Origin of the sequence: Paraburkholderia sp. RL17-337-BIB-A (assembly GCF_046025895.1) — a bacterium.
Taxonomy (GTDB): Bacteria; Pseudomonadota; Gammaproteobacteria; order Burkholderiales; family Burkholderiaceae; genus Paraburkholderia; species Paraburkholderia fungorum_C.
Window position 1 is genome coordinate 1,415,628 of the sequence record NZ_JARESY010000002.1, and the last position, 20,170, is coordinate 1,435,797.

Here is a 20,170-nt window from a genome sequence, read left to right on the forward strand (position 1 = left end):
TCCTGTGTGGCGGGCGCGCGAGGCTCCATATTCTCGATTGACGGGAGGCTGCATGGCACAGAATGAAATCTCATACCGGCGGTTTGTCATTTCCGCGACGATCTCCCCTCTGCAGGGTAACCGGGGAATCGTGACAGTCGACGTCTTGACCTCGGATCCGGAGCGTATTGCCGATCTCGGCACGGAACGCTTCCTCCACGTTGAGCGGTGGGTTGAAAGAAATGATCCTGCCTTTCTTCAGGTCGTTGTGGACGAATGTAAAGTGACTATCGACCATTACGCAAACAACGTCGACGATAGTTGATTCTTGCGTCTGGCCGCAAACGCTACCTTGCATGAGGTATTGAAATGCAGGAATTCGATTTCTACATCAACCTGAAGAAGCCGACACTCGGACTCTATGTGCGCAAGGGCGCCGGACTTCCCGACCTCGTTGACACAAGCCAGTGGCAATTCGACGGACACGTGTGGCAAAGCGAGCTGACACCCGACATCCTGAAGGGGCTCGAGGCCAACGGCCACGCATTTCAGGAGTTGGGTGGGTGATTGTTGAAATCACACGTCGGCCATGCCGAGGAGAGAATCATGTCGGAGCAACAGGGCAAATTGAGTGATGAGTTCATCGCGCAGCAACGCCAGCGCCTCGATGCGTTGCGCCAGCAACTGCTAGGCGGAGAGGAAAACACGATCGCGAATCAGCGGACGGCCGAAGAAGAGCACGGCGACGAGGCCGAAGAGTTCGAGGACGAGGCGCAGGGAATGGCGCAGAACGAGGTCAACCAGGCACTGCATGACGTGAACGACCAACGCATCAGCGATATCGGGCGCGCGCTTGAGAAGATCGACGAGGGGACTTACGGTCTCTCCGATGCCAGTGGCGAGCCGATACCGAAAGCACGGCTCGAATCCGTCCCGGAAGCTATTCTCACCGTTGCAGAGCAGAGTAGCCGCGAGGCCCGCAAATGACGGCTTGCAAAATGACGGCTTCCAATGTGTAGCGGCGCGTATCGAATCGCCTTCGACCATACTGGAGATTTACGGTCGCGAGGCAACCTCATCCAGGTGGACCAGCAGGTCGGCCGGGTCGTCATAAACGCGCAGCGCGCCTGCGCGCTCCAGTTCTTCAGTGCCGTATCCGCCTGACAACACGCCAACGCCCAGCGCGCGACATCGCTGGGCGGCGAGCATGTCCCAGATGCTGTCCCCCACGACCACCGCTTGCTCGATCGGTACGCCGAGCCGCATTGCCGCGGCAATAAACAGGTCCGGGTCCGGCTTCGCGTATTTGACGTCGTCGCGGGTGACGACCACGGCTTTTGCCGGATCCACGCCCAGCGCCTCCAGATTGAGCGCCGCGGTCTCCATCCGGCCGCTCGTTGCCACTGCCCACGGGGTGCCGGCTTGTGTCAGCGCGTCGAGCAGTTCGCGAGCGCCCGGCAATGGGCGCACTTGAGCACGTAATCGTTGGTAGGCGGCTGCATGAGCGCGACGAAGCCGCTCGCTGAGTTCAGCGCTAATTTCATCGTGCGTTTCCCGCAGAAGCTGGTTCGTAAAGAGGCCACCGCTCATGCCAATCTTGCGATGAATTCGCCAGACCGACAATGGAATGCTTTCCCCGTCGAGGGCCTCTTTCCAGGCGAGCACATGCTGATAGACGCTATCGACGAGTGTCCCGTCGAGGTCGAACAAAAATGATGTCTGGATTCGCATGATGGGCTCGATTGATAAGCACTTCTGGAAACACTCGCGCAGCGTACTACTATAAACCTGAGCTACGAGGTCTTGCGCGTTGACTAGATCGATCTCAGCACGCGCCCCGCATGTTTCAGACAAAGTTCACTCGACGTCCACGCATATACCGCGCCCGCCGCGCCACGCTATCAGAGTTCTTCTGTTATAGCCGGATGCCTTAACCGAAAAGGTGACTCTCGATGCCCGCCCTCTGCGAAATCTGTAACGCCCGTCCCGCTGTTGCTCGTGTGACCGTTGTGCAAAACGGCGAGCGGAAAACCTTATCGATTTGCGACTACGACTATCGGCAATTAATGCGGCACCAAAGCATGGTGAACCCATTCGATTCCCTGCTCGGAGGAGGCGGCTTGTCGCGCTTCTTCGGCGGCCTGGGAAGCGCAGGAGCCAATGACGAAGATGAAGACGAAGACGCGGGTTTCGAGGCCGAACTGCCACGTGAGTCGGTTGATGCAACCGATGCTTTCAGCGAGCAAACACTCGAGTTGTTGCAGCGCGCCGCGGAAAAAGCACACGAGCTCGGCCGCAACGAACTCGACACTGAGCACCTGCTTTACGTGCTCGCGGACGCCGACGTGTGCGCCGCGCTGCTGAAGGAGCTCAAGCTCTCACCGCAGGACATCAAGGCTTATATCGACCAGCATGCGCAAAAGGGCACCGTCTCACCTGACGCGCCGATCGAGAAGATGACGGTTTCGCCGCGCCTGAAAAAGGCGTTCCAATACGCGTTTCAGGCGTCGCGTGATCTGGGGCATTCCTATGTTGGCCCTGAGCATCTGCTTATCGGCCTCGCGGCGGTGCCGGACAGCATCGCGGGCGCACTGCTGAAGAAGTATGGCGTGACGCCGGAGGCGTTGCGGCAGAAGGTCGTGAAAGTCGTCGGCAAAGGCGCGGAGGACGGCCGCGTCGACACGCCAACCGGCACACCCACGCTCGACAAATTCGGGCGCGACCTCACGGCCATGGCGCGTCAGGGCAAGCTCGATCCGGTGCTCGGCCGCGCGCAGGAAATCGAGAGCACGATCGAAGTGCTCGCGCGGCGCAAGAAGAACAACCCTGTACTGATCGGCGAGCCGGGTGTCGGCAAGACCGCGATCGTCGAAGGGCTGGCACAGCGCATCATCAACGGCGACGTGCCCGAGGTTCTGCGCGGCAAGCGGCTTGTCGAGGTCAACATCAACTCGATGGTGGCCGGCGCGAAATATCGCGGCGAATTCGAGGAGCGCGCCAAGCAGCTGATCGATGAGGTCACGGCGAAGCAGGCCGAATTGATCCTGTTCATCGACGAACTGCACACGATCGTCGGCGCGGGACAAGGCGGTGGCGAAGGCGGCCTCGATATCGCGAACGTGCTGAAGCCCGCGCTTGCGCGTGGCGAGCTCAGTCTGATTGGCGCCACGACACTCAACGAATATCAGAAGTACATCGAAAAAGACGCCGCGCTCGAACGGCGCTTCCAACCGGTGTTAGTACCCGAACCCACGGTGGAGCAGACCATCGTCATTCTGCGTGGGCTTCGCGATAAGCTCGAGGCGCACCATCAGGTGACGTTTGCCGACGATGCGTTCGTTGCCGCCGCCGAACTTTCCGATCGCTACATCACGTCGCGCTTTTTGCCGGACAAGGCCATCGACCTGATCGACCAGGCGGCGGCACGCGTGCGTATCGGCGCGACCTCGCGACCGGCGGCCATTCAGGAGCTCGAAGCCGAAACCGCCCAGCTCAAGCGTGAGCAGGACTATGCGTCCTCGCGCAAGCGCTTCGATGAGGCGAAGAATTTCGAGGCGCGGATTGGCGAGAAGCAGGCGAAACTCGACGAGCAGATGGAGGCCTGGCAGCGCAAGACCGGCTCGGAAACACTCGAAGTGACCGTGGAGTCCATCGCCGAAGTCGTGTCGCGTCTCACCGGCATTCCGGTCACGGAACTCACGCAGGAAGAGCGGCAGAAACTACTGGATATGGAGAAGAAGCTGCGCGAGCGTGTGGTCGGCCAGGACGACGCGGTGATTGCCGTGAGCGATGCCGTGCGGCTGTCACGTGCGGGGCTGGGCCAGGCGAACCGGCCGATTGCAACGTTCCTGTTCCTCGGACCCACCGGCGTCGGCAAGACCGAACTCGCGAAGGCGCTGGCGGAGACGGTGTTCGGCGACGAGCAGGCGGTCATCCGTATCGACATGTCCGAATACATGGAGCGTCACGCGGTTGCACGGCTGATCGGCGCCCCGCCGGGCTACGTCGGTTACGACGAAGGCGGTCAGTTGACCGAACGCGTCCGGCGCCGCCCGTACAGCGTGATCCTGCTCGATGAGATCGAGAAGGCCCACCCCGACGTGAACAACGTGCTGCTGCAGGTGTTCGACGACGGGCGGCTGACCGACGGCAAGGGACGTGTAGTGGATTTCAGCAACACGATCATCATTGCGACGAGCAATCTCGGCGCATCGATCATCATGGACAACCTCGAGAAACCCGAAGCGGATCGCCAGGCCGAAAAAGCGATCCGCGAGGAATTGATGGGGGTGCTCAAGGGACACTTCCGCCCTGAATTCCTGAACCGGATCGACGAGATCATCGTCTTCCATGGGCTCTCGCGTGAGAACATCCATTCGATCGTGCAGATCCAGCTCGAACGGGTGGAGCGCACGGCGGCCGCCCAGGACATTACCCTCAAGATAGACGAATCCGTGATCGATCATCTCGCCGATGCCGGCTATCGGCCGGAATTCGGGGCACGCGAATTGAAGCGCCAGATTCGCCAGGAACTGGAAACACGGCTCGCGAAGGAGATTCTCGGTGACCGGCTGAAGTCGGGCGATACCGTCGACGTCAGTTACGACAAGGCAAGCGACGAAGTGAAGTTCAGCAAGAGCGAGGCGCCGCCGACACCCAAGGCGACAGGCGGAAAGGGTGGCAACGGACGCGCGAAGAAAAAGCCGTCTAAAGAAACCAGCAGCCCCGAGCCAGCTGAAAGCGCCGAGTCGAAGAAATGACGTATCCACCGAGCCGGGAGAAGCCGCAGCGTCATCGCTGACGATGTGCGGCCTCTGAAGACCGGTTGAAACAGGCAGCGGTCTCACTGTACTTGCACTGTGCACGTGGGCCGCTGTTTGCCTGTACCTTTCGCCATACATCAACTTCGGTGAGACCAGACTCCGGGACGAATCACGCGTGCATGACGGGGACACGCCGCGAAGGCTCGGGGCACCCCGAATCCGGGTTCGCGCTAATCGCGCACCCGCATGTGTGTTACATACGCGCGATTCCTGATTACCCCCGTTTTTATGCAGACCTCGCGTTATCGCGCTACGATGTGCCGCGTAGCCGTTCCGTCGCCACATGGTGTCCGTCTTTACGCACATGCCGTTGCTACTCGGAGCCGTTGATCGATCATGGAAATCTTCGATGCATTCCACCTTGCCAGGTTGCAGTTTGCGTTCACGGTTTCGTTTCATATCATTTTCCCCGCGATCAGCATCGGCACGGCAAGCTTCCTGGCCGTGCTGGAAGCGCGCTGGTTATTGACGGGTGACATCGCCTACAAGGACATGTTTCTGTTCTGGTCGAAGATCTTCGCGGTCGGCTTCGGCATGGGGGTGATTTCGGGTGTGGTGATGGCCTACGAGTTCGGCACCAACTGGAGTGCATTTTCCCGCATTGCCGGCAACATCACGGGCCCGCTCCTGACCTATGAAGTGCTGACGGCGTTCTTTCTCGAGGCTGGTTTTCTCGGCGTCATGCTGTTCGGCTGGCAACGAGTCAGTCCTCGCGCGCACTTCTTTGCAACGCTGATGGTCGCGGTGGGCACGCTCATTTCAACCTTCTGGATTCTCGCGTCGAATAGCTTCATGCAGACGCCGCAAGGATTTGCCATCCAGAATGGCCGTATCGTGCCGGTCGACTGGATGAAGGTGATTTTCAATCCGTCGTTTCCGTATCGCCTGGCGCATATGACGATCGCCGCATTCATCGTTGCGGGCTTCATCGTGGCCGCGTGCGGCGCCTGGCATCTGTTGCAGGGCCGGCGCGACAAACCTGTCACGCGTAGCTTTTCGATGGCGCTGTGGATCCTGCTTTTTCTGACGCCGATACAGATTTTCGTCGGTGACGCGCACGGCCTCAACACACGCAAATATCAGCCGGCCAAGATCGCTGCGATTGAAGGGCTCTGGGAAACCGAGAAGGGTGGCACCGCGCTCAATCTGGTCGGTCTGCCCGACATGAATGCAGAGGTGACGCGATACACGATCCAGATACCGCATCTGGGCAGCCTGATTCTGACCCACAGTTGGGATGGTGAGATTCGCGGCCTGAAAGACTTTCCGCCGGAAGATCGCCCGTATTCGCCAATCGTGTTCTGGACCTTCCGGATCATGGCGGGTCTTGGCATGTTGATGGTGTTGACTGCACTGCTTGGCCTGCTGCTCAGAGTGCGCGGCCGCCTGTACGAGACCCGGTGGTATCAGAGTCTCGTGCTGTGCATGGGGCCTTCTGGAATTGTGGCGCTATTGGCCGGGTGGGTCACGACGGAGGTCGGCCGCCAACCCTGGACGGTCTACGGTGTCCTGCGTACCGCCGATTCTCTCTCGCCGATCAGTGCCCAGCAAGCGGGCGTCTCATTGCTGATTTTTGTTCTGGTGTATTTCCTGGTGTTTGGCATGGGCGTCTACTACATGCTGAAGATGATGAAGCGCGGACCCGAGGAGCATATCGACCGGCGCGAGTCCCGCACGCATCCGGTGTTGCGCAATCGCCCGCTGGACGCACTAGACGCACCGGGCACGCCGAAAGGAGAGTGACGCCATGCAAATCGATCTTCCTGTCGTGTGGGCCGCGATCATCGGACTCGGCGTTTTCCTCTATGTGATGCTGGACGGTTTCGATCTCGGCGTCGGCCTGCTGTTTCCGTTCTTCGAGGCGAAGGGCGATCGGCAAGTGATGGTCAACACCATCGCGCCGGTCTGGGACGGTAACGAAACGTTCCTCGTGCTCGGCGGCGCCGGGCTTTACGGCGCGTTCCCAGGGGTCTATTCGACGCTGCTGCCCGCGAATTATCTTCCGCTGATCCTGATGGTGGTGGGTCTGATCTTTCGCGGGGCGGCCTTCGAACTGCGTGCAAAAGCCGTCAGGACCCAGCACGCGTGGGACCTCGCCTTCATTGGCGGTTCCGCGCTCGCGGGGTTTTGCCAGGGCATCGTGCTGGGATCGCTGCTGCAAGGCATCAAGATTGTGGATGGCCGTTTCGCCGGCGGCCCGTTCGATTGGCTCTCGCCGTTCAGCCTGTTCTGCGGAATCGGCGTGCTCTTCACCTATGCGACGCTCGGCTGCGGCTGGCTCATCCTGAAGACGGACGGCGAATTGCAGCGCAAGATGCGCGAGGTGATGCGCCCGCTCGTGAGTGTTCTGCTTGGGGTGATTGCCGTTGTGAGTCTGTGGACCGTGATCGGGTTGCCGGCGGTTGCCCATCGCTGGTTTGGCAGCGGCAATCTCGGCTGGTTTCTACCGGTGCCGATTCTGGTCATCGCGTGTGTGTGGGGCATCTTTCGCACTTTGCGCTTGCAGCACGAAGCGACCCCGTTCCTTCTCACGCTCGCGCTGAGCTTTCTTGGCTACAGCGGTTTGCTGATCAGCATCTGGCCGAACATCGTGCCGCCTTCGCTGACGATCTGGGAAGCATCGTCGAGCCACTCGAGCCAGCTGTTTACGTTGGTCGGCACCGTGATCGTGCTGCCGGTCATTCTCGTCTACAACTTCATGCAGTATCGCGTGTTCCGGGGCAAGGTGCGAGAAGGAGATGCCGGGTATCACTGAGGTGCGGTCTGCGCGCTATTCTGCTTGCGTCAGCGATACCGATGCTTCGCTGGTCAGCATCAGGAAGGTCAGCGTCTCGCGCAGATAAAGGCGTACTACCGTGTCGGTATGGCTCGTGTAACCAATCGACAACTCTTCGCCAAGATGCAACTCGAAGTCGCCGCCGCGCATGGATAGCACGCTGCCACCCGCAAGCGCGGGTGCCCAGACGATGTCGCCGTTCACGATCCGCTTGATGTGCCCGATAACCGGATAACCCTGCTCGCGTGCCTCGCCGAGCGCCGTGTACGCGTCGGCGCCGAGCAGCACCGAATAGGGCCCGTCGACGCCGGCAAGCCGCAGTTCCTCGAGCGCGTTACCGATCGCATTCGGATAAGCGCTGACATCGGCCGGCAGCGCGAGCGGCGGATTCGACGAGCCTTCGCGAAGGCCGCTTATGCCGGCAGCCTTATAGCCATCGAAGATCGCCCGATCTTCGGCATAAGCGAGCTGCTTTGCCGCTTCCTTGGCGGGCTGCCAGTCCGCATCTTTCGCGCCGCGCACGACGCTGTCGATCGCTTCGCGCTGCAACTCGAACGGCACGGTCAACTCGACAAGGCTCTTTACCTCGGACAGTTTCGCCACCACGCCTGGCTGTGGCGCGGGAATCGCGATCTGGTGCCCCGTGCCGACGCTGGACAGTTCCGGGCCGCCGGGACCCTTGACGTCAACCACACGACGGCCGGCTACGCTGCGCTTGAAGGTCCGCGCCACTTCGTCTTCGAGCTGCGACCAGGCGGCACGGGAGATGGGGGCAAGCTCGCGATGCAAGTTATTCATGTTGGGAGATTCCCTTGAGAGAGCCAATATTCAGCGAGCCGTCGTGACGCGGCTCGGTGGACGAAGACGGTTCGGGTAGTTGCGCGGCAGCGGGGGCGGCGGCTTGCGGATCGCGATCCGGGAGCGCCTCGAGCAGGGTGGCCGACGGAACGAAGAACAGGCTGCCCGTGACCGCGCGGCTATAGTCGAGCAGCCGGTCGTAGTTGCCCGGCGGCCGCCCGACGAACATGTTCTCCATCATCAGCTCGATCGGCTGGGGCGAACGGGCATAACCGATGAAGTACGTGCCGAACTCGCCCATGCCGGGGCGGCCGAACGGCATGTTGTCGCGGAGGATCTTCACTTCCTCGCCGTTCTCGGTGATCGTGGTGAGCGAGCTGTGCGAACACGACGGTTTGACCGCCTCGTCGAGTTCGATGTCGGCCAGCTTCGTGCGCCCGATGATGCGCTCCTGGGTCTCGACGGAAAGCGCGTTCCAGCCGGTCATGTCGTGCAGATACTTTTGCACGATGACATAGCTGCCGGCCTCGAACTCCGGATCCTCGTCACGGATGAGGGTCGACTCGACGGCCTTACGGCCCGACGGATTCTCCGTACCGTCGACAAAGCCCACCATGCTGCGCAGATCGAAGTTGCGAAAGCCGTGCACTTCGTCGACTACCGTGACCGCATCGCCGAGCCGTCCGATCAGTTGCGTGGCGAGCTCGAAACAAAGGTCCATATGATCCGCGCGGATATGCAGCAGGATATCTCCCGGCGTGCTCACGGCGCGGCGTTCGCCCGTACCGAATTCGCGAAACGGATGCAGGGACGCTGGGCGCGGAGTGCCGAACAGCGAGTCCCACACGTCGGAGCCGAAGCCGACCACGCACGAGAGGTGGCGGGAAGGGGAGCGCCTGCCGACCGAACGCACCAGGGCGGCAACGTCCCCGCACCACGCGCGCACCTTTTCAGCTGCGTCGCTGCCGGGCACGACCGTCGCGACGATGAAGATCGCGCTTGGAGTGACGTCATTACAGATGGCTTGCGATTCTGGGGCGTCAGGGGTCTCTGGGGTTTCTTTCGGCATCGGATTGGATATTGATAAACCGTTACTGATTTGTGGAATGGAACGAATGTCTTACCGCCTTCGTGATCATCTGCCTGAGACGGGCGCAAATACTCGTCCTAATGACGTGAAGCACGTTTGCAGTCGCGGTCGCCATAAGCACCCGCAGAGCGTTGCTTCGCCATAAGAGAAGCGCAAAACCATCTGACATTGTTGGCGTTCGCTACGTCAGGAGATGTTATACCGGCCGGCCACTTTATGGAAACTGTGCAAGGCTGTGGATGAGTGCGCATAGGGTATGCGAAGCGAGCTACCATCCGTTATGGTAGCCAGTAGACCAAAGATTCTTCTGTTCAGGTTCGTCTGTCGCAGCAAGAAAGGCGGTGCCAGACAATTCGCATTGCGAATGGAGGTTGGGTACTGTGAATCTGCTCGAAGCCATGCGTATCGAACCATTTGCATCGCCGCGCCCCGGCGCTTTTCGGAACTGAAAAATTGGCGCGCCCTGCGAAAGTCACTATCTTTGATAGATAAGGTCGGAGATACAAGGAGCTATCAAATGGCACAACAGTTGATCGTCGCGGTTTTCGACAGCGTCGACGTCGCCGAAAGAGCGGGTCGAGATTTCAGGAATTTTGAGGAAAAAGATCTTGGTTTCAAAATCGCGAGCGGCGTGCTGGTTCAAAAAGACGCCACAGGCAAACTGACCCTGCTCGACAAGCACACTCGACCGTTTTGGGGAACAGTGATCGGCGCACTAACGGGCGGTTTGATCGGGATGCTTGGCGGACCGGTGGGTGCGGTAGTTGGCTTCACGATAGGGGCGAGCGGTGGACTGGCTGAGCATGCGATCAAGGACACGCTTGACGCCGAACTGGTCGCCTCGATATCCAGCAAACTGACTCCCGGCCGCGTCGCGTTCATCCTCGAGGCGCAGGAGGCGTCACCGTTTGAAGTCGACAATATCGTGCTCGGTTATGGCGGGAGCGTTTTTCGCAAACCACTTGCCTGATCATGAGCGCGAAGCGCGCGAATGTTCGTCGATGTAGACTCCAGAATAAACCAGATGCGTACCGCCTCGAATGTCCGCAAGCAAAGGTGATGCCGGCACGCGTGCAGAATGGTTCGGTCCAGACTTTGGCGTCGGCGTTCTTCAGGAGTAACCGAACATGACCACAACTGCCAACGAAGATATCACCCGTCAGGCGATTGACGCGTTCTATCGCGCCATCGAGCAGAGAAACGTTGAGTCGTTACGAAAGATCGTCACGCCGGATTGGGAATATATTCCGGAGCCCGCCGGGGTCGCGCCGGGACCTGACCAGATGATTCCGGTGTTCGCCGACATCGCTGCCGCACTTCCCGATATGAAGGTCACCATTCTCGACTTGCTGGTTCATGGGGACCGGGTGGCCGTTCGCGCGGAGATCAGTGGCACTCAAACGGGGAAACTACTCGGCATTGCCGCCAGTTCCAAACACATTCATTTCGCGATCCACTCTTTCCACCAGATGCGCGGAAATCTGATTGCGAAAACATGGCACCTCGAGGACTGGCTATCGGTGTTCCGGCAACTTGGACAGTTACCGAAAACACTTGAGCAGCACTGAGCACGACGTGTCACGCCCGGACGCGTAGGCATCAGGTTGGTGTTGACGCTAGTGATGCATTGCTAACCGCAAGCGCAACCGCAACCGCAAGCGCAAGCGCAAGCGCAACTGCAAGCGCAAGCGCAAGCGCAACTGCAACGCTATGCGCGGATAGTGAAGCTCCGCGCGTAAGCCGTGGATACCGTGTCGTTGCCCCACACCTTGCCGTCGATCAGCACATGAGAACGCTCATCGCCTGGCACCGTCACCCCGATTTGCGCCGCGGCATCGCGATACAACTGCGTCTGATTGATTTGCGCCGCGATTTCCGCGTAATCCGCGCGGGCGTCGATCATGCCCCAGCGATCGAACTGCGTGAGGAACCAGGCACCGTCGGCGGCGCGCGGGTAGTTCACCGCACCGTTGTCGAAGAACCGCACGGGCTGCCCCTGCGGCACCGAGCCAGCGATTTCGTCGCCGAGCCGCGCGGCGATCAACGCTTCATCGATACCGATGAATTCGGGTCGCGCGAGCCAGCGCGCAATGTCCTCGCGATGTCCCGCACCGTCGAGCCAGCGGCACGCTTCGAGCATGGTCCGCACCAAAGCTCGCGCTGCATTGGGATTCGCGCCGACAAAATCGCGCCGGCACGCCAGCACTTTCTCGGGATGATCGGGCCACACCTCGCTCGTATAAGCGACCGTCCTGCCGACGCCTCGCACCTCTGCCATCGCATTCCACGGTTCGCCGACGCACAGGCCATCGAGTTTGTCTTCGGCGAGCGCGGCGACCATTTGCGGTGGCGGAATCACGACGCTCTCGATATCGCGCAACGGATGCACGCCTTGCGACGCGAGCCAGTAGTACAGCCACATTGCGTGGGTGCCGGTGGGAAAGGTCTGCGCGAATACCGGCTTGCGGCCGAGCGTCGCCAAAGCCTGGGGCAAGGTGCCGTGTTCGGCCAATGCGTCGGCAAGGCGATTCGATAGCGTGATCGCCTGGCCATTCCGATTGAGCACCATCAGCACGGCCATATCCGTTTGCGGACCGCCGAGGCCGAGTTGCACGCCGTAGACGAGACCGTAGAGCACATGCGCGGCATCGAGATCGCCCGACAGCAGTTTGTCGCGCACGGCAGCCCATGATGGCTGCCTGCACAACTCCAGCGTCAATCCATGGGCGTGGCCGAATTCGAGCAGCTTCGCGGCGACGAGCGGCGCGGCATCGGACAGCGCGACGAAGCCGAGCCGCAGATGCGTTTTCTCAAGGCGAGCAGGCGCGGACGATGGGGCGTGGGAGGCGGCAGAGTTCATAAGCGGCGCTTCATTTGAGCGAATCCGCCGACGCGATGACGGCACGCGCGACTTCGGCGAGCTTGACGCCCTGGTTCATTGCGCGCTTGCGCAGATTGGCGTAGGCGGCGGGTTCGGTGAGCTTCTGTTGATCCATCAGCAGGCGTTTGGCGCGATCGATCAGCTTGCGCTCAGTGAGTTCGTTCTCGACTTGCGCGAGGCGCTCTCGCAACTGCGACTCCTGCGCAAACCGTGCGAGCGCAACTTCGAGAATCGGCGCGAGCCGTTCCGTGGCGAGACCTTCGACGAGGTAGGCCGTGACGCCGGCACCCACCGCGTCGCGGATCAGCTGCTGGTTCGCATCGTGACTGAACATCAGGACCGGACGTGGCGCGGTGGCATTCATGACCGCGAGTTGTTCGAGCGTGTCACGCGACGGCGATTCCGTATCGATGATGATGACGTCCGGCCGTTCGCTCTCAACCACGCGGTGCAGCGCTTGCGGCGTCGCCGTGCCGGCCAGCATCTCGTAGCCAAGTCGTGCAAGGGCGTCGCGCAGATCGCCTATCGGCTTGTCGGTATCGGTTACGAGGAGAACGCGCAGCATGAGGTTGGGTTTATCGACGGCTGACTACTCATAAAGCAACGTGTATGCCAGTGCAGCACGATTGCATCGAGCGCAACGCAATCATGGGCTTACCCGTGGGCTTGGAAACAAGTGGGGCAGGCGAGGCACATGGGGCCGCACCCACACGGGGCATGCGTAAGACATGCACCGAAGCGGCGCATGAGAGGGTAAGCACCGGACAGGTGCAGCTCGCTGAGACTTGACGCGACTCGCCTCGGCAACGCTAGCTTGGCAACATAAGCATGGCACCGACGCGGCACCGGCAAGGCGCCGGCGCGGCAACGAGCGCGGCAACGAGCGTGGCAACACCGGGGCAGCGCCACGAGCCCGGCGCCATCACTGGTGAGACCAAATTCAATGAACGCAAAGCCCGGCTGCCGGGGCGTCACGCCACAGTTGCAGCGCGGCCCGCACGTCTTTGACAACGGGATCCCACTCACGCAGTTCCCGCTGCCGGAACAGGCGCATTGACGGATACCATGGGCTATCCGTTCTGTCGGTCAACCATCGCCACTCGGAATAGGCTGGGACCAGCACCCAAACGGGAAGCCCGGCCGCACCGGCGAGATGGGCGACCGACGTGTCGACGGTAATCAGAAGATCGAGCGTCTGCAGTATCGCCAGGGTGTCCGTGAAGTCGTTGATTGAGGGGCCCAGCGTGTGCAAGTCGTATTCATGCGCCAGACCTTCGCTTTCACGCTCGCGGTCGCCTTTTTGCACTGAATACCAGGTGATCCCGGCAAGCCCAAACAGGGGCTGTAGTGCAGCTAGCCGAACCGACCGGTAACGGTCGAGCACGTGGTTTGGGCTGCCTGCCCAAACCACGCCGACGCGTCTGTTTTCGGCATGTCTTCTGCCCGATGAAATCGCTTCGATACGCGCTTGCCATTGGCGCGGCTTTTCGGGCGTCGCCGTCAGATACGGCATGGCGACGGGGAGCATCGACACATCGAGTTTCATATGTTCCGGCATCCTTAGCATGGTGCACCAGTAGTCGTACGGTCCGGCCGGCATGGTGGTGAATGCGGCTCGCACGCCCGTCATATGGCTCGCCAGTGCCGCTACCGGTTCACTGACAAGTACATCGACGGTGGCCTGTTGCCGATGCAGCCATTCGGCGAATCTGATGAACTGTATTTGATCGCCGAGCCCTTGTTCGCCCACGAGCAGGAACCGGCAACCCACAACGGTTTCCCCTTGCCACTCGCGGAAGACGGGCCGGACTCGCTCCGTGCGCCTGTCCGGCAGGTCATGGAACCATTTGTATCGCTTCCAGCCTTCTTCGAATTCACCCAGCGCGAGCAGCACGCCTGCAAGATGGAATTGCATGTGTGGGTTATCGGGCAGCAGCCGCGCCGCTTCCATACTGTGCGGCCGGCTTTCGGCGGTTCTGCCGCTTATGCTGAGTGCGCGCGCCGCATTGTGATGCAGGAGTGCGTGGTGCGGATCGATAGCGAGACCTTGCCTTGCGACACTGAGCGCGTCGTTGAAACGATCGCTTGTGTTCAGTACGACGGCCAGCGCTTTCAAGGCCGTGGCGTCGCCGGCAAAATGGGTTCGCATCTGCGTGATCGCATCGGCAAGCTGGTGCGTATGGCCGGCTTTTGCGAGCACGGTAATCAGGCCGAGTCCATCATTCAGGCTGCCCGGATCGAGCGTCCATGCGCGGTGCCAGTAGTGCACGGCGCTATTGGGCTGTCCGAGTTGCGCATGGATACGGGCGAGAGCACGAATCGCATGGTGCAACCCCGGTTCGATATCAATCGACTTCTCGTAGTGAGTGATCGCCTCCGTGAGGCGGCCGGCTTGCCGCAGACAGTCTCCCAGGTTCCTGTGGGCACTGGCCGTACTGCCCGCAAGGCGGATTGCGCGCCGATAGAACGCTTCAGCCGATGTGTGATTGCCCATCGACGCGGCAAGCAGGCCCGCGTGCTCCCATAATTCAGCCCGGTCCGGGGCGACGTGCAGTGCCTGCTCCAGGTAGCCGCGAGCCTGCTCCATGTCGTTGGTATGAACGCAGGCGAGTCCCAGGCGATGCAGCGCGTGAGCGTCGCGTGGGCGCACGCTGAGCACCTTCTGGTAAGCGACGATCGCCTCTGTCATACGCAGGGCGGAAAAGTGTGCGTCCGCGCGCGCGACTAGAGCCTCGACGTCTTTGTCATCGTTATTGAAACGGGGGATTCTGAACATCGAAAGGAGGTCCTGATGCAAGCTTATCGTGCGCGGGAAGCCGCCCCTGCGGTGCGCGGCAGGGGCGGGGGATATCATTCCGCTGTCGCGGTCTTATTGTGTATAGGACGCCAGAACGGAAGCGCCGCGGACGGTTGCGTTAGTGGCACTCACGATGCCGTAGTAGGTCCCTGACGCCGGGTTGGCGAGCGTGCAGGTCGCATTCGCACCTTTGGTCCACGCGGACCCGCAGTCAGGATGAAGCACGGAAGGCGTGCCCGCTCTGAGATACAGGGTTCCGGTTTCGCCGTTGGCGCCAGGTGAAAGCCTGAAAGTGAGGCTCTTTACGCCCGCGGGAACGTCCAGTGCGAAATACAGCATATCGCCTGAGTTTGCTGAGAACGTTGTCGGAACATTGGGGCTGATGTCTGTAATGGCCGGTGGTATGACCCGGAACGGGCGCGTCAGGCGGCTAACGGCCCCCGTGTTATCCGTCACGGTGAGCGCGATTTCGTAAATGCCGGGATAGTCATAGTTCACGGTTGGATTGACCGATTGCGCACGCGTCTGATCAGCGCCACCCATGCCGAAATTCCACGCCCATGACTTGATGGGCACACCCCTCGCGGTAGAGAGGTCGGTACATGACACTTGCATGATCGTCGTACTCTGCACGCACCTGAAGTCCGCCGCGGCGGGAATCTTGCCGGATCTCGCGGCAACGACAGTTGCGTTCGCATCCAGAATGCCGCGCCCGAGTGCCTGATCCGGCTGACCGGTGGGAAAGGGCTGTGCATTCTGCGTGAGCAGGGTTCGCATTTCCGCAGCGCTCAGGGGCGTGGGAGCCACAGACTGGGCGAGCGCGATAACGGCGCTGACCATGGGTGTCGCCATCGACGTGCCGTTCATGAAGGCATAGGCTTCAGCCCGCGGCGAAATTGTCCCGCTGTTGTACGTGGACCAGATCGAGTCGCCCGGCGCAGCGATATCGACCACCGCCCCGAAGTTCGAACCGATCCACCTTGCGCCATAGCGATTGCTACCGCCGACATTGATGACGTTGCGGCAATTAGCCGGCTCAAAATTCGTTGCGCTGGTCTGATCGTTGCCCGCTGCCGCGGTAACCACGGCGCCCTGACTGACTGCATAGTCGATCGCGTTCTGAAATGTCGTCTCGCAGATTCCGTTACCGCCAAGGCTCACATTGATGATCCTGGCCGGGTGGGCGTTGGCGGGCACGCCCGGAATACTGCCGCCCGCGGCCCATACGATGCCGTCGGCGATATCGGACGTATAGCCTTTCCCGCACCCGTTCATCACCCGGACTGGCACGACCTTCGCCGCGGAAGCAATGCCGGCGATACCGAGGCCGTTGTTGGCCGGCGCGGCCATGATGCCCGCGACGTGCGTGCCGTGCCACTGGACCGAACACGTCTCTGTCGTGATGCCCGGATTGCTGCCGTTGCCGCCGCGGTTGTTAGCGGTGAAATCGTAGCCGGGCAGGATGTTGGCATCCAGGTCGCCATGACTCGTTACGCCGTTATCCACTAACGCGATCACGGAGCCGGAACCGTTGGCAATATCCCACGCACCCTCAGCCCGGATTCCCGGATAGGGCGTAGAAGGTTTCAGGTTCGAGGCCAAACTCCACTGCCTGAAATACTCCGGATCGGTTGGAACCATGGTTGTCGACATTTCCGTATCGGGTTCGACATATTCGACGTTAGGGTCCGATGCGATAGCGCGCATGAATGCCCTGGTCTCCTTCGCCGTCAGCTTGCGTTCCGTCGTCAACACGTCGGCGCCGGTGCCCATGCGGCGCATGTGGCGCGCCTTCGACGGGAAGGCATTGGCCAGCCGGTCAAGTTTTGACTGGACCGCCGATGCCGCTCCGCGCTCGGCGGTGCCGGTTTTGTACTTGACAATAAAGCGGTCGCTGGACGCATCTGGCGACAGGCTGGTCGTATTCATCTTCAGCGCCGTTTGCAGCGAAACGTTGCCTGAACTGGCGCTGCTTGCCGCCGCCGCGACTGCCTCTTGAGCTCCGGGAGCCTCCTGAGTTTCGGAAGCCGTATCGCTGGCGCTGCTCGCGCCGCATGCCGCGAGTGTCAGCGCAAGCGATATACCGACGGCGCCCGCTAACACACAGCGCGCGCCTGCTTTGGACCACAGCGCGCCGATGTAGGCCGTTGTTCTACGAGAGCCGTTCCGCACGCTCTCATCTCTCATCTGTTTCACGTTTATTCCTGGTACGACATACAGAAATGATTGCCCCTGTTTGATGAAGTAGTCGTACTGCGGTCATCAGCGGTGCTATAGCCCTGGGCCACCATCTGGTCGGACGGTGCGGACTGTTTCCAGGCGGGGTTAAGATTCCTAACTAATGACCGTTGGTGACGGCTGGGTGGTACGTGACCTTCTGCGGCTGTTAATCAGCCAGTCAGGTTCTTGTGTTTGGACGGGTGCAGTAAATAGCGTGAAAAGGATAATAAATAGCCTGATTGATATAAGCAATCAGGGGTTTCTATTTGTCCGTCAGATAACTTACCTGTCGCGTAGGACTATTGGCGTGTGCCCTCGCCAGCCAACGAATCAAATCAGTCCGACGACTAAGGTGGGAAGGGGGAAGGGCCGAGGGAATCGCGTGGAATTGCGCGTATTGCGCATTCGGTGGCACGCGCTGCGTGGGGGCCAAGCGATGGCTTGCTCGCTGCCGCGTCAGCGCACAAGCACGAGGGCAAAGTCCGCCCGAATCAATGCCATTTCGCGTAACTGCGTGGCGAGAAGAAAAGACTCACCATGATCATGGCGGCAATGCTAACGGCCAGCATGACCCAGGCGGCCCCGAACCCATCTGTCCAGCTCCGGACCATGCCGGCAAAAACGGGCGCAATGGCCGCAACAACAAAGCCGACCCCTTGTGTAAACGCGACGAGTTTTCCGGCCACGCTGTGGTGCGCCGAATGGTCCATGGCAGTCACAAGCGTCAGGGAGAAAGTGCCGCCAAGCCCGGCGCCGGCAACGCCAACCCACACCAACGGCGCGGTATCGGGCCAGAAGATCAAGCCAAGCAAGCCGAGCAGCTGCGCCGACAATCCGACGACTAACCAGGGGCGCCGATCGCGAAACGGTGCGGCGGCAAGCGGCAGCAATAAGGCGGCCGCGGCCTGAAACACCGTCATGCCAGCAAGTAGCGAACCACTATCGGCAACACTCGCGCCATGCTGTTGATAGAAAGCCGGCAACCACGCGACGAGCGTCGTATAGCCGCCGTTCACGATGCCGAAGTACAAGCCAAGCGTCCACGCGCGCCGCTTGCGCCAAAGCGAAAAAGCCATCGCGTCTGCCGGAACGGGCTGTGCCGCGGGGCCATGCAAAGATCGGCGGTTCAAACCCAGCCAGCACAGCAACGCCGCGACAGCGGGGAGTGCCCAGACCGCGAGCCCCGCATGCCACGACCCCATCGCTGCGCTCACCCACGGACTCAAGCGCGCCCCGAGGCCGCCACCTCCCATGATCGATGCCGAGAAAACCCCCATCGCCAGCGGCACGCGTGCAGGGAAGCGCTGTTTCATGACGGCGGGCAGCAGCGCCTGGATCGCCGCGACACCGACGCCTGCGAGCACAGCCGTCGCAAGGAGCGCTGCGCCGCTGGCGGTCGACCAGCGGGCGCCGCAGGCCAGCGCGATCGCCAGCAAGCCGAGCGCAATGCCACGCGTTTCACCGATTGACCGGCTTAGCGCGCCGGCGCCGAATGCACCGATGCCCATCGCGACGACCGGCAGGCTGGTCAGCAACGACGCGCCGTAAAAGCTCAGCCCGGTAGCGTCGCGGATCGTCGTCATCAAGGGGCTGATCGACGTCAGCAGGGGCCGCAGATTGACGCCGATCACCACAATCGCGCACAGCCATAACGCGTCCCGCCACGTGAGCGCGCGAGATGCGTCGTTGGCGTTGGCGTTGGCTTGGGCTTGGGTCGGGCTGGCGCTGGAGTGCGAATTCACAATGGTCCTGAAGGCGGGAGTGGGCGACGCCTTGCCAGTGGAAGAAGGACGCTGCGCGACCGGGACGGCAAAACGGGTAACGAGGCTCGGACAGAATGGGAAAAAGACTGTGCGAACCCATTTTGGTCAACAATAATAACCGGAAATGGTTAACTATTTTTATGATTCCCGGTATAAGTCCCGGCGCCCGCGGATGGCGTCCACTACCTCGCATCGCTACAATGCCGGGCAATATCTCCCTGTTCTTCATCACTGAATTCATGGCATCCCGTTCCTCGCGTACGTCGTCCGTCGACAGCGGCACCCCCATCCGCAGCGCGCCCGACGACGATCCGATCAGCGTGGAGGAGCGCATTTATGCGTCGATCACCGCGGCGTTGTTGCAAGGCCGTTTGCGGCCGGGCGCGCAACTGGTGGAGCGCGATCTCGCCGCAGCCTTCGGCTGCACACGCGGCGCATTGCGGAAAGTGCTGGCGCGGCTGGGCTTCGAGGGCAAGCTGGTGCTCGAGGCGAATCGCGGCGCGTTTGTGCCGTCGCCATCGGAAGAAGACATTCGCCACGTGTATCGCGCCCGGCAGATTGTCGAGGCGGGCATCGTCGCGGCTTTATGCGGGAGTTTGAGTGCGGCGCACAAGCGGCGCCTGCGCGCTCATGTGCGCAGCGAAGAGAAGGCGTCGCGCGCAGGCGCGCTCGAGGAATCGGTTCGGCTTGCGGGCCGGTTTCATGTGTTGTTGACGGAACTGGCAGGCGGCACGGAATTGCTTGGCCTCGTTGGGCAACTTGTCGCGAAGACCGAGTTGTACAAGGCGTTATTCGATCCGTCGAAGGGTTCGACCTGCTCCGCGGACGAGCACATGCAGATCATCGAAGCGCTCGATGCCGGGGACCTGCATGCGGCACTGGCGGCGATGCGCGAGCATCTGTCGGAGTTGGAGGAGCGGGTGGTCGCGCAGGTGCGCGGGCGTGCCGCCGAAGAGGATATCGGTGCGGTGTTCGGGGCGTAAAGAAGAGAGGCAGCGAAGAGCCGCGGCGCGCCGCTCAGGCTCGAGTCAACGAATCCAGCC

The 20,170-nt window shown here is 61.2% G+C and carries 17 protein-coding genes; 9 read left to right on the forward strand and 8 right to left on the reverse strand.

Going from position 1 to position 20,170, the window contains the following annotated elements:
* Positions 1-52: 52 nt before the first annotated feature.
* From P0D84_RS27240 to P0D84_RS27250, 3 genes are read left to right on the forward strand one after another with little or no spacing between them, the layout of a single operon-like run.
* Positions 53-304 (forward strand): hypothetical protein, encoded by a 252-nt coding sequence (locus P0D84_RS27240; RefSeq protein WP_408341752.1) that lies wholly within the window; start codon positions 53-55, stop codon positions 302-304.
* A gap of 44 nt (positions 305-348) precedes the next feature.
* Complete coding sequence (locus P0D84_RS27245; RefSeq protein WP_408341753.1) at positions 349-546, forward strand: hypothetical protein; 198 nt, start codon at positions 349-351, stop codon at positions 544-546.
* A gap of 39 nt (positions 547-585) precedes the next feature.
* Positions 586-966 (forward strand): TraR/DksA family transcriptional regulator, encoded by a 381-nt coding sequence (locus P0D84_RS27250; RefSeq protein WP_408341754.1) that lies wholly within the window; start codon positions 586-588, stop codon positions 964-966.
* A gap of 69 nt (positions 967-1,035) precedes the next feature.
* On the opposite strand, the gene P0D84_RS27255 is transcribed toward P0D84_RS27250, so the two are convergent.
* Positions 1,036-1,710: an HAD family hydrolase gene (locus P0D84_RS27255; protein WP_408341755.1), complete on the reverse strand. Its 675-nt coding sequence runs from the start codon at positions 1,708-1,710 to the stop codon at positions 1,036-1,038.
* A gap of 221 nt (positions 1,711-1,931) precedes the next feature.
* On the opposite strand from P0D84_RS27255, the gene P0D84_RS27260 reads away from it, so the two are divergent.
* The 3 genes from P0D84_RS27260 (at position 1,932) to cydB (ending at position 7,557) form a co-directional block, all read left to right on the forward strand.
* Positions 1,932-4,739 (forward strand): ATP-dependent Clp protease ATP-binding subunit, encoded by a 2,808-nt coding sequence (locus tag P0D84_RS27260; RefSeq protein WP_408341756.1) that lies wholly within the window; start codon positions 1,932-1,934, stop codon positions 4,737-4,739.
* Positions 4,740-5,138: 399 nt separating this feature from the next.
* The gene (locus P0D84_RS27265; protein ID WP_408341757.1) at positions 5,139-6,545 is read left to right on the forward strand and encodes a cytochrome ubiquinol oxidase subunit I; all 1,407 of its coding nucleotides are present in this window, start codon (positions 5,139-5,141) and stop codon (positions 6,543-6,545) included.
* 4 nt (positions 6,546-6,549) lie between these two features.
* Positions 6,550-7,557 carry a cytochrome d ubiquinol oxidase subunit II gene (gene cydB / locus P0D84_RS27270; protein ID WP_408341758.1) on the forward strand — a complete coding sequence of 336 codons (1,008 nt, stop codon included), beginning with the start codon at positions 6,550-6,552 and terminating at the stop codon, positions 7,555-7,557.
* Between the two features lie 15 nt (positions 7,558-7,572).
* On the opposite strand, the gene P0D84_RS27275 is transcribed toward cydB, so the two are convergent.
* On the reverse strand, positions 7,573-8,376 hold the full coding sequence (locus P0D84_RS27275) for a family 1 encapsulin nanocompartment shell protein (RefSeq protein WP_408341759.1): 804 nt from the start codon (positions 8,374-8,376) through the stop codon (positions 7,573-7,575).
* Positions 8,369-9,445 (reverse strand): Dyp-type peroxidase, encoded by a 1,077-nt coding sequence (locus tag P0D84_RS27280; RefSeq protein WP_408341760.1) that lies wholly within the window; start codon positions 9,443-9,445, stop codon positions 8,369-8,371. Before P0D84_RS27280 ends, P0D84_RS27275 begins: the two co-directional genes overlap by 8 nt.
* Before the next feature lie 538 nt (positions 9,446-9,983).
* On the opposite strand from P0D84_RS27280, the gene P0D84_RS27285 reads away from it, so the two are divergent.
* The gene (locus P0D84_RS27285) at positions 9,984-10,436 is read left to right on the forward strand and encodes a DUF1269 domain-containing protein (protein ID WP_408341761.1); all 453 of its coding nucleotides are present in this window, start codon (positions 9,984-9,986) and stop codon (positions 10,434-10,436) included.
* 157 nt (positions 10,437-10,593) lie between these two features.
* Complete coding sequence (locus tag P0D84_RS27290; protein WP_408341762.1) at positions 10,594-11,034, forward strand: ester cyclase; 441 nt, start codon at positions 10,594-10,596, stop codon at positions 11,032-11,034.
* A gap of 140 nt (positions 11,035-11,174) precedes the next feature.
* On the opposite strand, the gene P0D84_RS27295 is transcribed toward P0D84_RS27290, so the two are convergent.
* From P0D84_RS27295 to P0D84_RS27315, 5 genes are all read right to left on the reverse strand, one after another.
* Positions 11,175-12,326 carry a CmpA/NrtA family ABC transporter substrate-binding protein gene (locus P0D84_RS27295; protein ID WP_408341763.1) on the reverse strand — a complete coding sequence of 384 codons (1,152 nt, stop codon included), beginning with the start codon at positions 12,324-12,326 and terminating at the stop codon, positions 11,175-11,177.
* Positions 12,327-12,336: 10 nt separating this feature from the next.
* A complete protein-coding gene (locus P0D84_RS27300; protein ID WP_408341764.1) occupies positions 12,337-12,912 on the reverse strand; it encodes an ANTAR domain-containing response regulator in 576 nt (191 codons plus the stop codon).
* 375 nt (positions 12,913-13,287) lie between these two features.
* Complete coding sequence (locus P0D84_RS27305; RefSeq protein WP_408341765.1) at positions 13,288-15,123, reverse strand: tetratricopeptide repeat protein; 1,836 nt, start codon at positions 15,121-15,123, stop codon at positions 13,288-13,290.
* Positions 15,124-15,216: 93 nt separating this feature from the next.
* Positions 15,217-17,331 (reverse strand): S8 family serine peptidase, encoded by a 2,115-nt coding sequence (locus tag P0D84_RS27310; RefSeq protein ID WP_408346031.1) that lies wholly within the window; start codon positions 17,329-17,331, stop codon positions 15,217-15,219.
* A 524-nt stretch (positions 17,332-17,855) separates the two neighbouring features.
* A complete protein-coding gene (locus tag P0D84_RS27315) occupies positions 17,856-19,106 on the reverse strand; it encodes a cyanate transporter (RefSeq protein WP_408341766.1) in 1,251 nt (416 codons plus the stop codon).
* A 260-nt stretch (positions 19,107-19,366) separates the two neighbouring features.
* Between P0D84_RS27315 and P0D84_RS27320 the strand changes: the two genes are divergently transcribed.
* A complete protein-coding gene (locus tag P0D84_RS27320; RefSeq protein ID WP_408346034.1) occupies positions 19,367-20,110 on the forward strand; it encodes a GntR family transcriptional regulator in 744 nt (247 codons plus the stop codon).
* Positions 20,111-20,170 lie beyond the last annotated feature (60 nt).

What these genes read in the sequence shown, in the direction of transcription:
- P0D84_RS27240 (WP_408341752.1), top strand. Translation starts at nt 53, where the DNA reads ATGGCACAGAATGAAATCTCATACCGGCGGTTTGTCATTTCCGCGACG.
- P0D84_RS27245 (WP_408341753.1), top strand. Translation starts at nt 349, where the DNA reads ATGCAGGAATTCGATTTCTACATCAACCTGAAGAAGCCGACACTCGGA.
- P0D84_RS27250 (WP_408341754.1), top strand. Translation starts at nt 586, where the DNA reads ATGTCGGAGCAACAGGGCAAATTGAGTGATGAGTTCATCGCGCAGCAA.
- P0D84_RS27255 (WP_408341755.1), bottom strand. Translation starts at nt 1,710, where the DNA reads ATGCGAATCCAGACATCATTTTTGTTCGACCTCGACGGGACACTCGTC.
- P0D84_RS27260 (WP_408341756.1), top strand. Translation starts at nt 1,932, where the DNA reads ATGCCCGCCCTCTGCGAAATCTGTAACGCCCGTCCCGCTGTTGCTCGT.
- P0D84_RS27265 (WP_408341757.1), top strand. Translation starts at nt 5,139, where the DNA reads ATGGAAATCTTCGATGCATTCCACCTTGCCAGGTTGCAGTTTGCGTTC.
- cydB (WP_408341758.1), top strand. Translation starts at nt 6,550, where the DNA reads ATGCAAATCGATCTTCCTGTCGTGTGGGCCGCGATCATCGGACTCGGC.
- P0D84_RS27275 (WP_408341759.1), bottom strand. Translation starts at nt 8,376, where the DNA reads ATGAATAACTTGCATCGCGAGCTTGCCCCCATCTCCCGTGCCGCCTGG.
- P0D84_RS27280 (WP_408341760.1), bottom strand. Translation starts at nt 9,445, where the DNA reads ATGCCGAAAGAAACCCCAGAGACCCCTGACGCCCCAGAATCGCAAGCC.
- P0D84_RS27285 (WP_408341761.1), top strand. Translation starts at nt 9,984, where the DNA reads ATGGCACAACAGTTGATCGTCGCGGTTTTCGACAGCGTCGACGTCGCC.
- P0D84_RS27290 (WP_408341762.1), top strand. Translation starts at nt 10,594, where the DNA reads ATGACCACAACTGCCAACGAAGATATCACCCGTCAGGCGATTGACGCG.
- P0D84_RS27295 (WP_408341763.1), bottom strand. Translation starts at nt 12,326, where the DNA reads ATGAACTCTGCCGCCTCCCACGCCCCATCGTCCGCGCCTGCTCGCCTT.
- P0D84_RS27300 (WP_408341764.1), bottom strand. Translation starts at nt 12,912, where the DNA reads ATGCTGCGCGTTCTCCTCGTAACCGATACCGACAAGCCGATAGGCGAT.
- P0D84_RS27305 (WP_408341765.1), bottom strand. Translation starts at nt 15,123, where the DNA reads ATGTTCAGAATCCCCCGTTTCAATAACGATGACAAAGACGTCGAGGCT.
- P0D84_RS27310 (WP_408346031.1), bottom strand. Translation starts at nt 17,331, where the DNA reads ATGAGAGATGAGAGCGTGCGGAACGGCTCTCGTAGAACAACGGCCTAC.
- P0D84_RS27320 (WP_408346034.1), top strand. Translation starts at nt 19,367, where the DNA reads ATGGCATCCCGTTCCTCGCGTACGTCGTCCGTCGACAGCGGCACCCCC.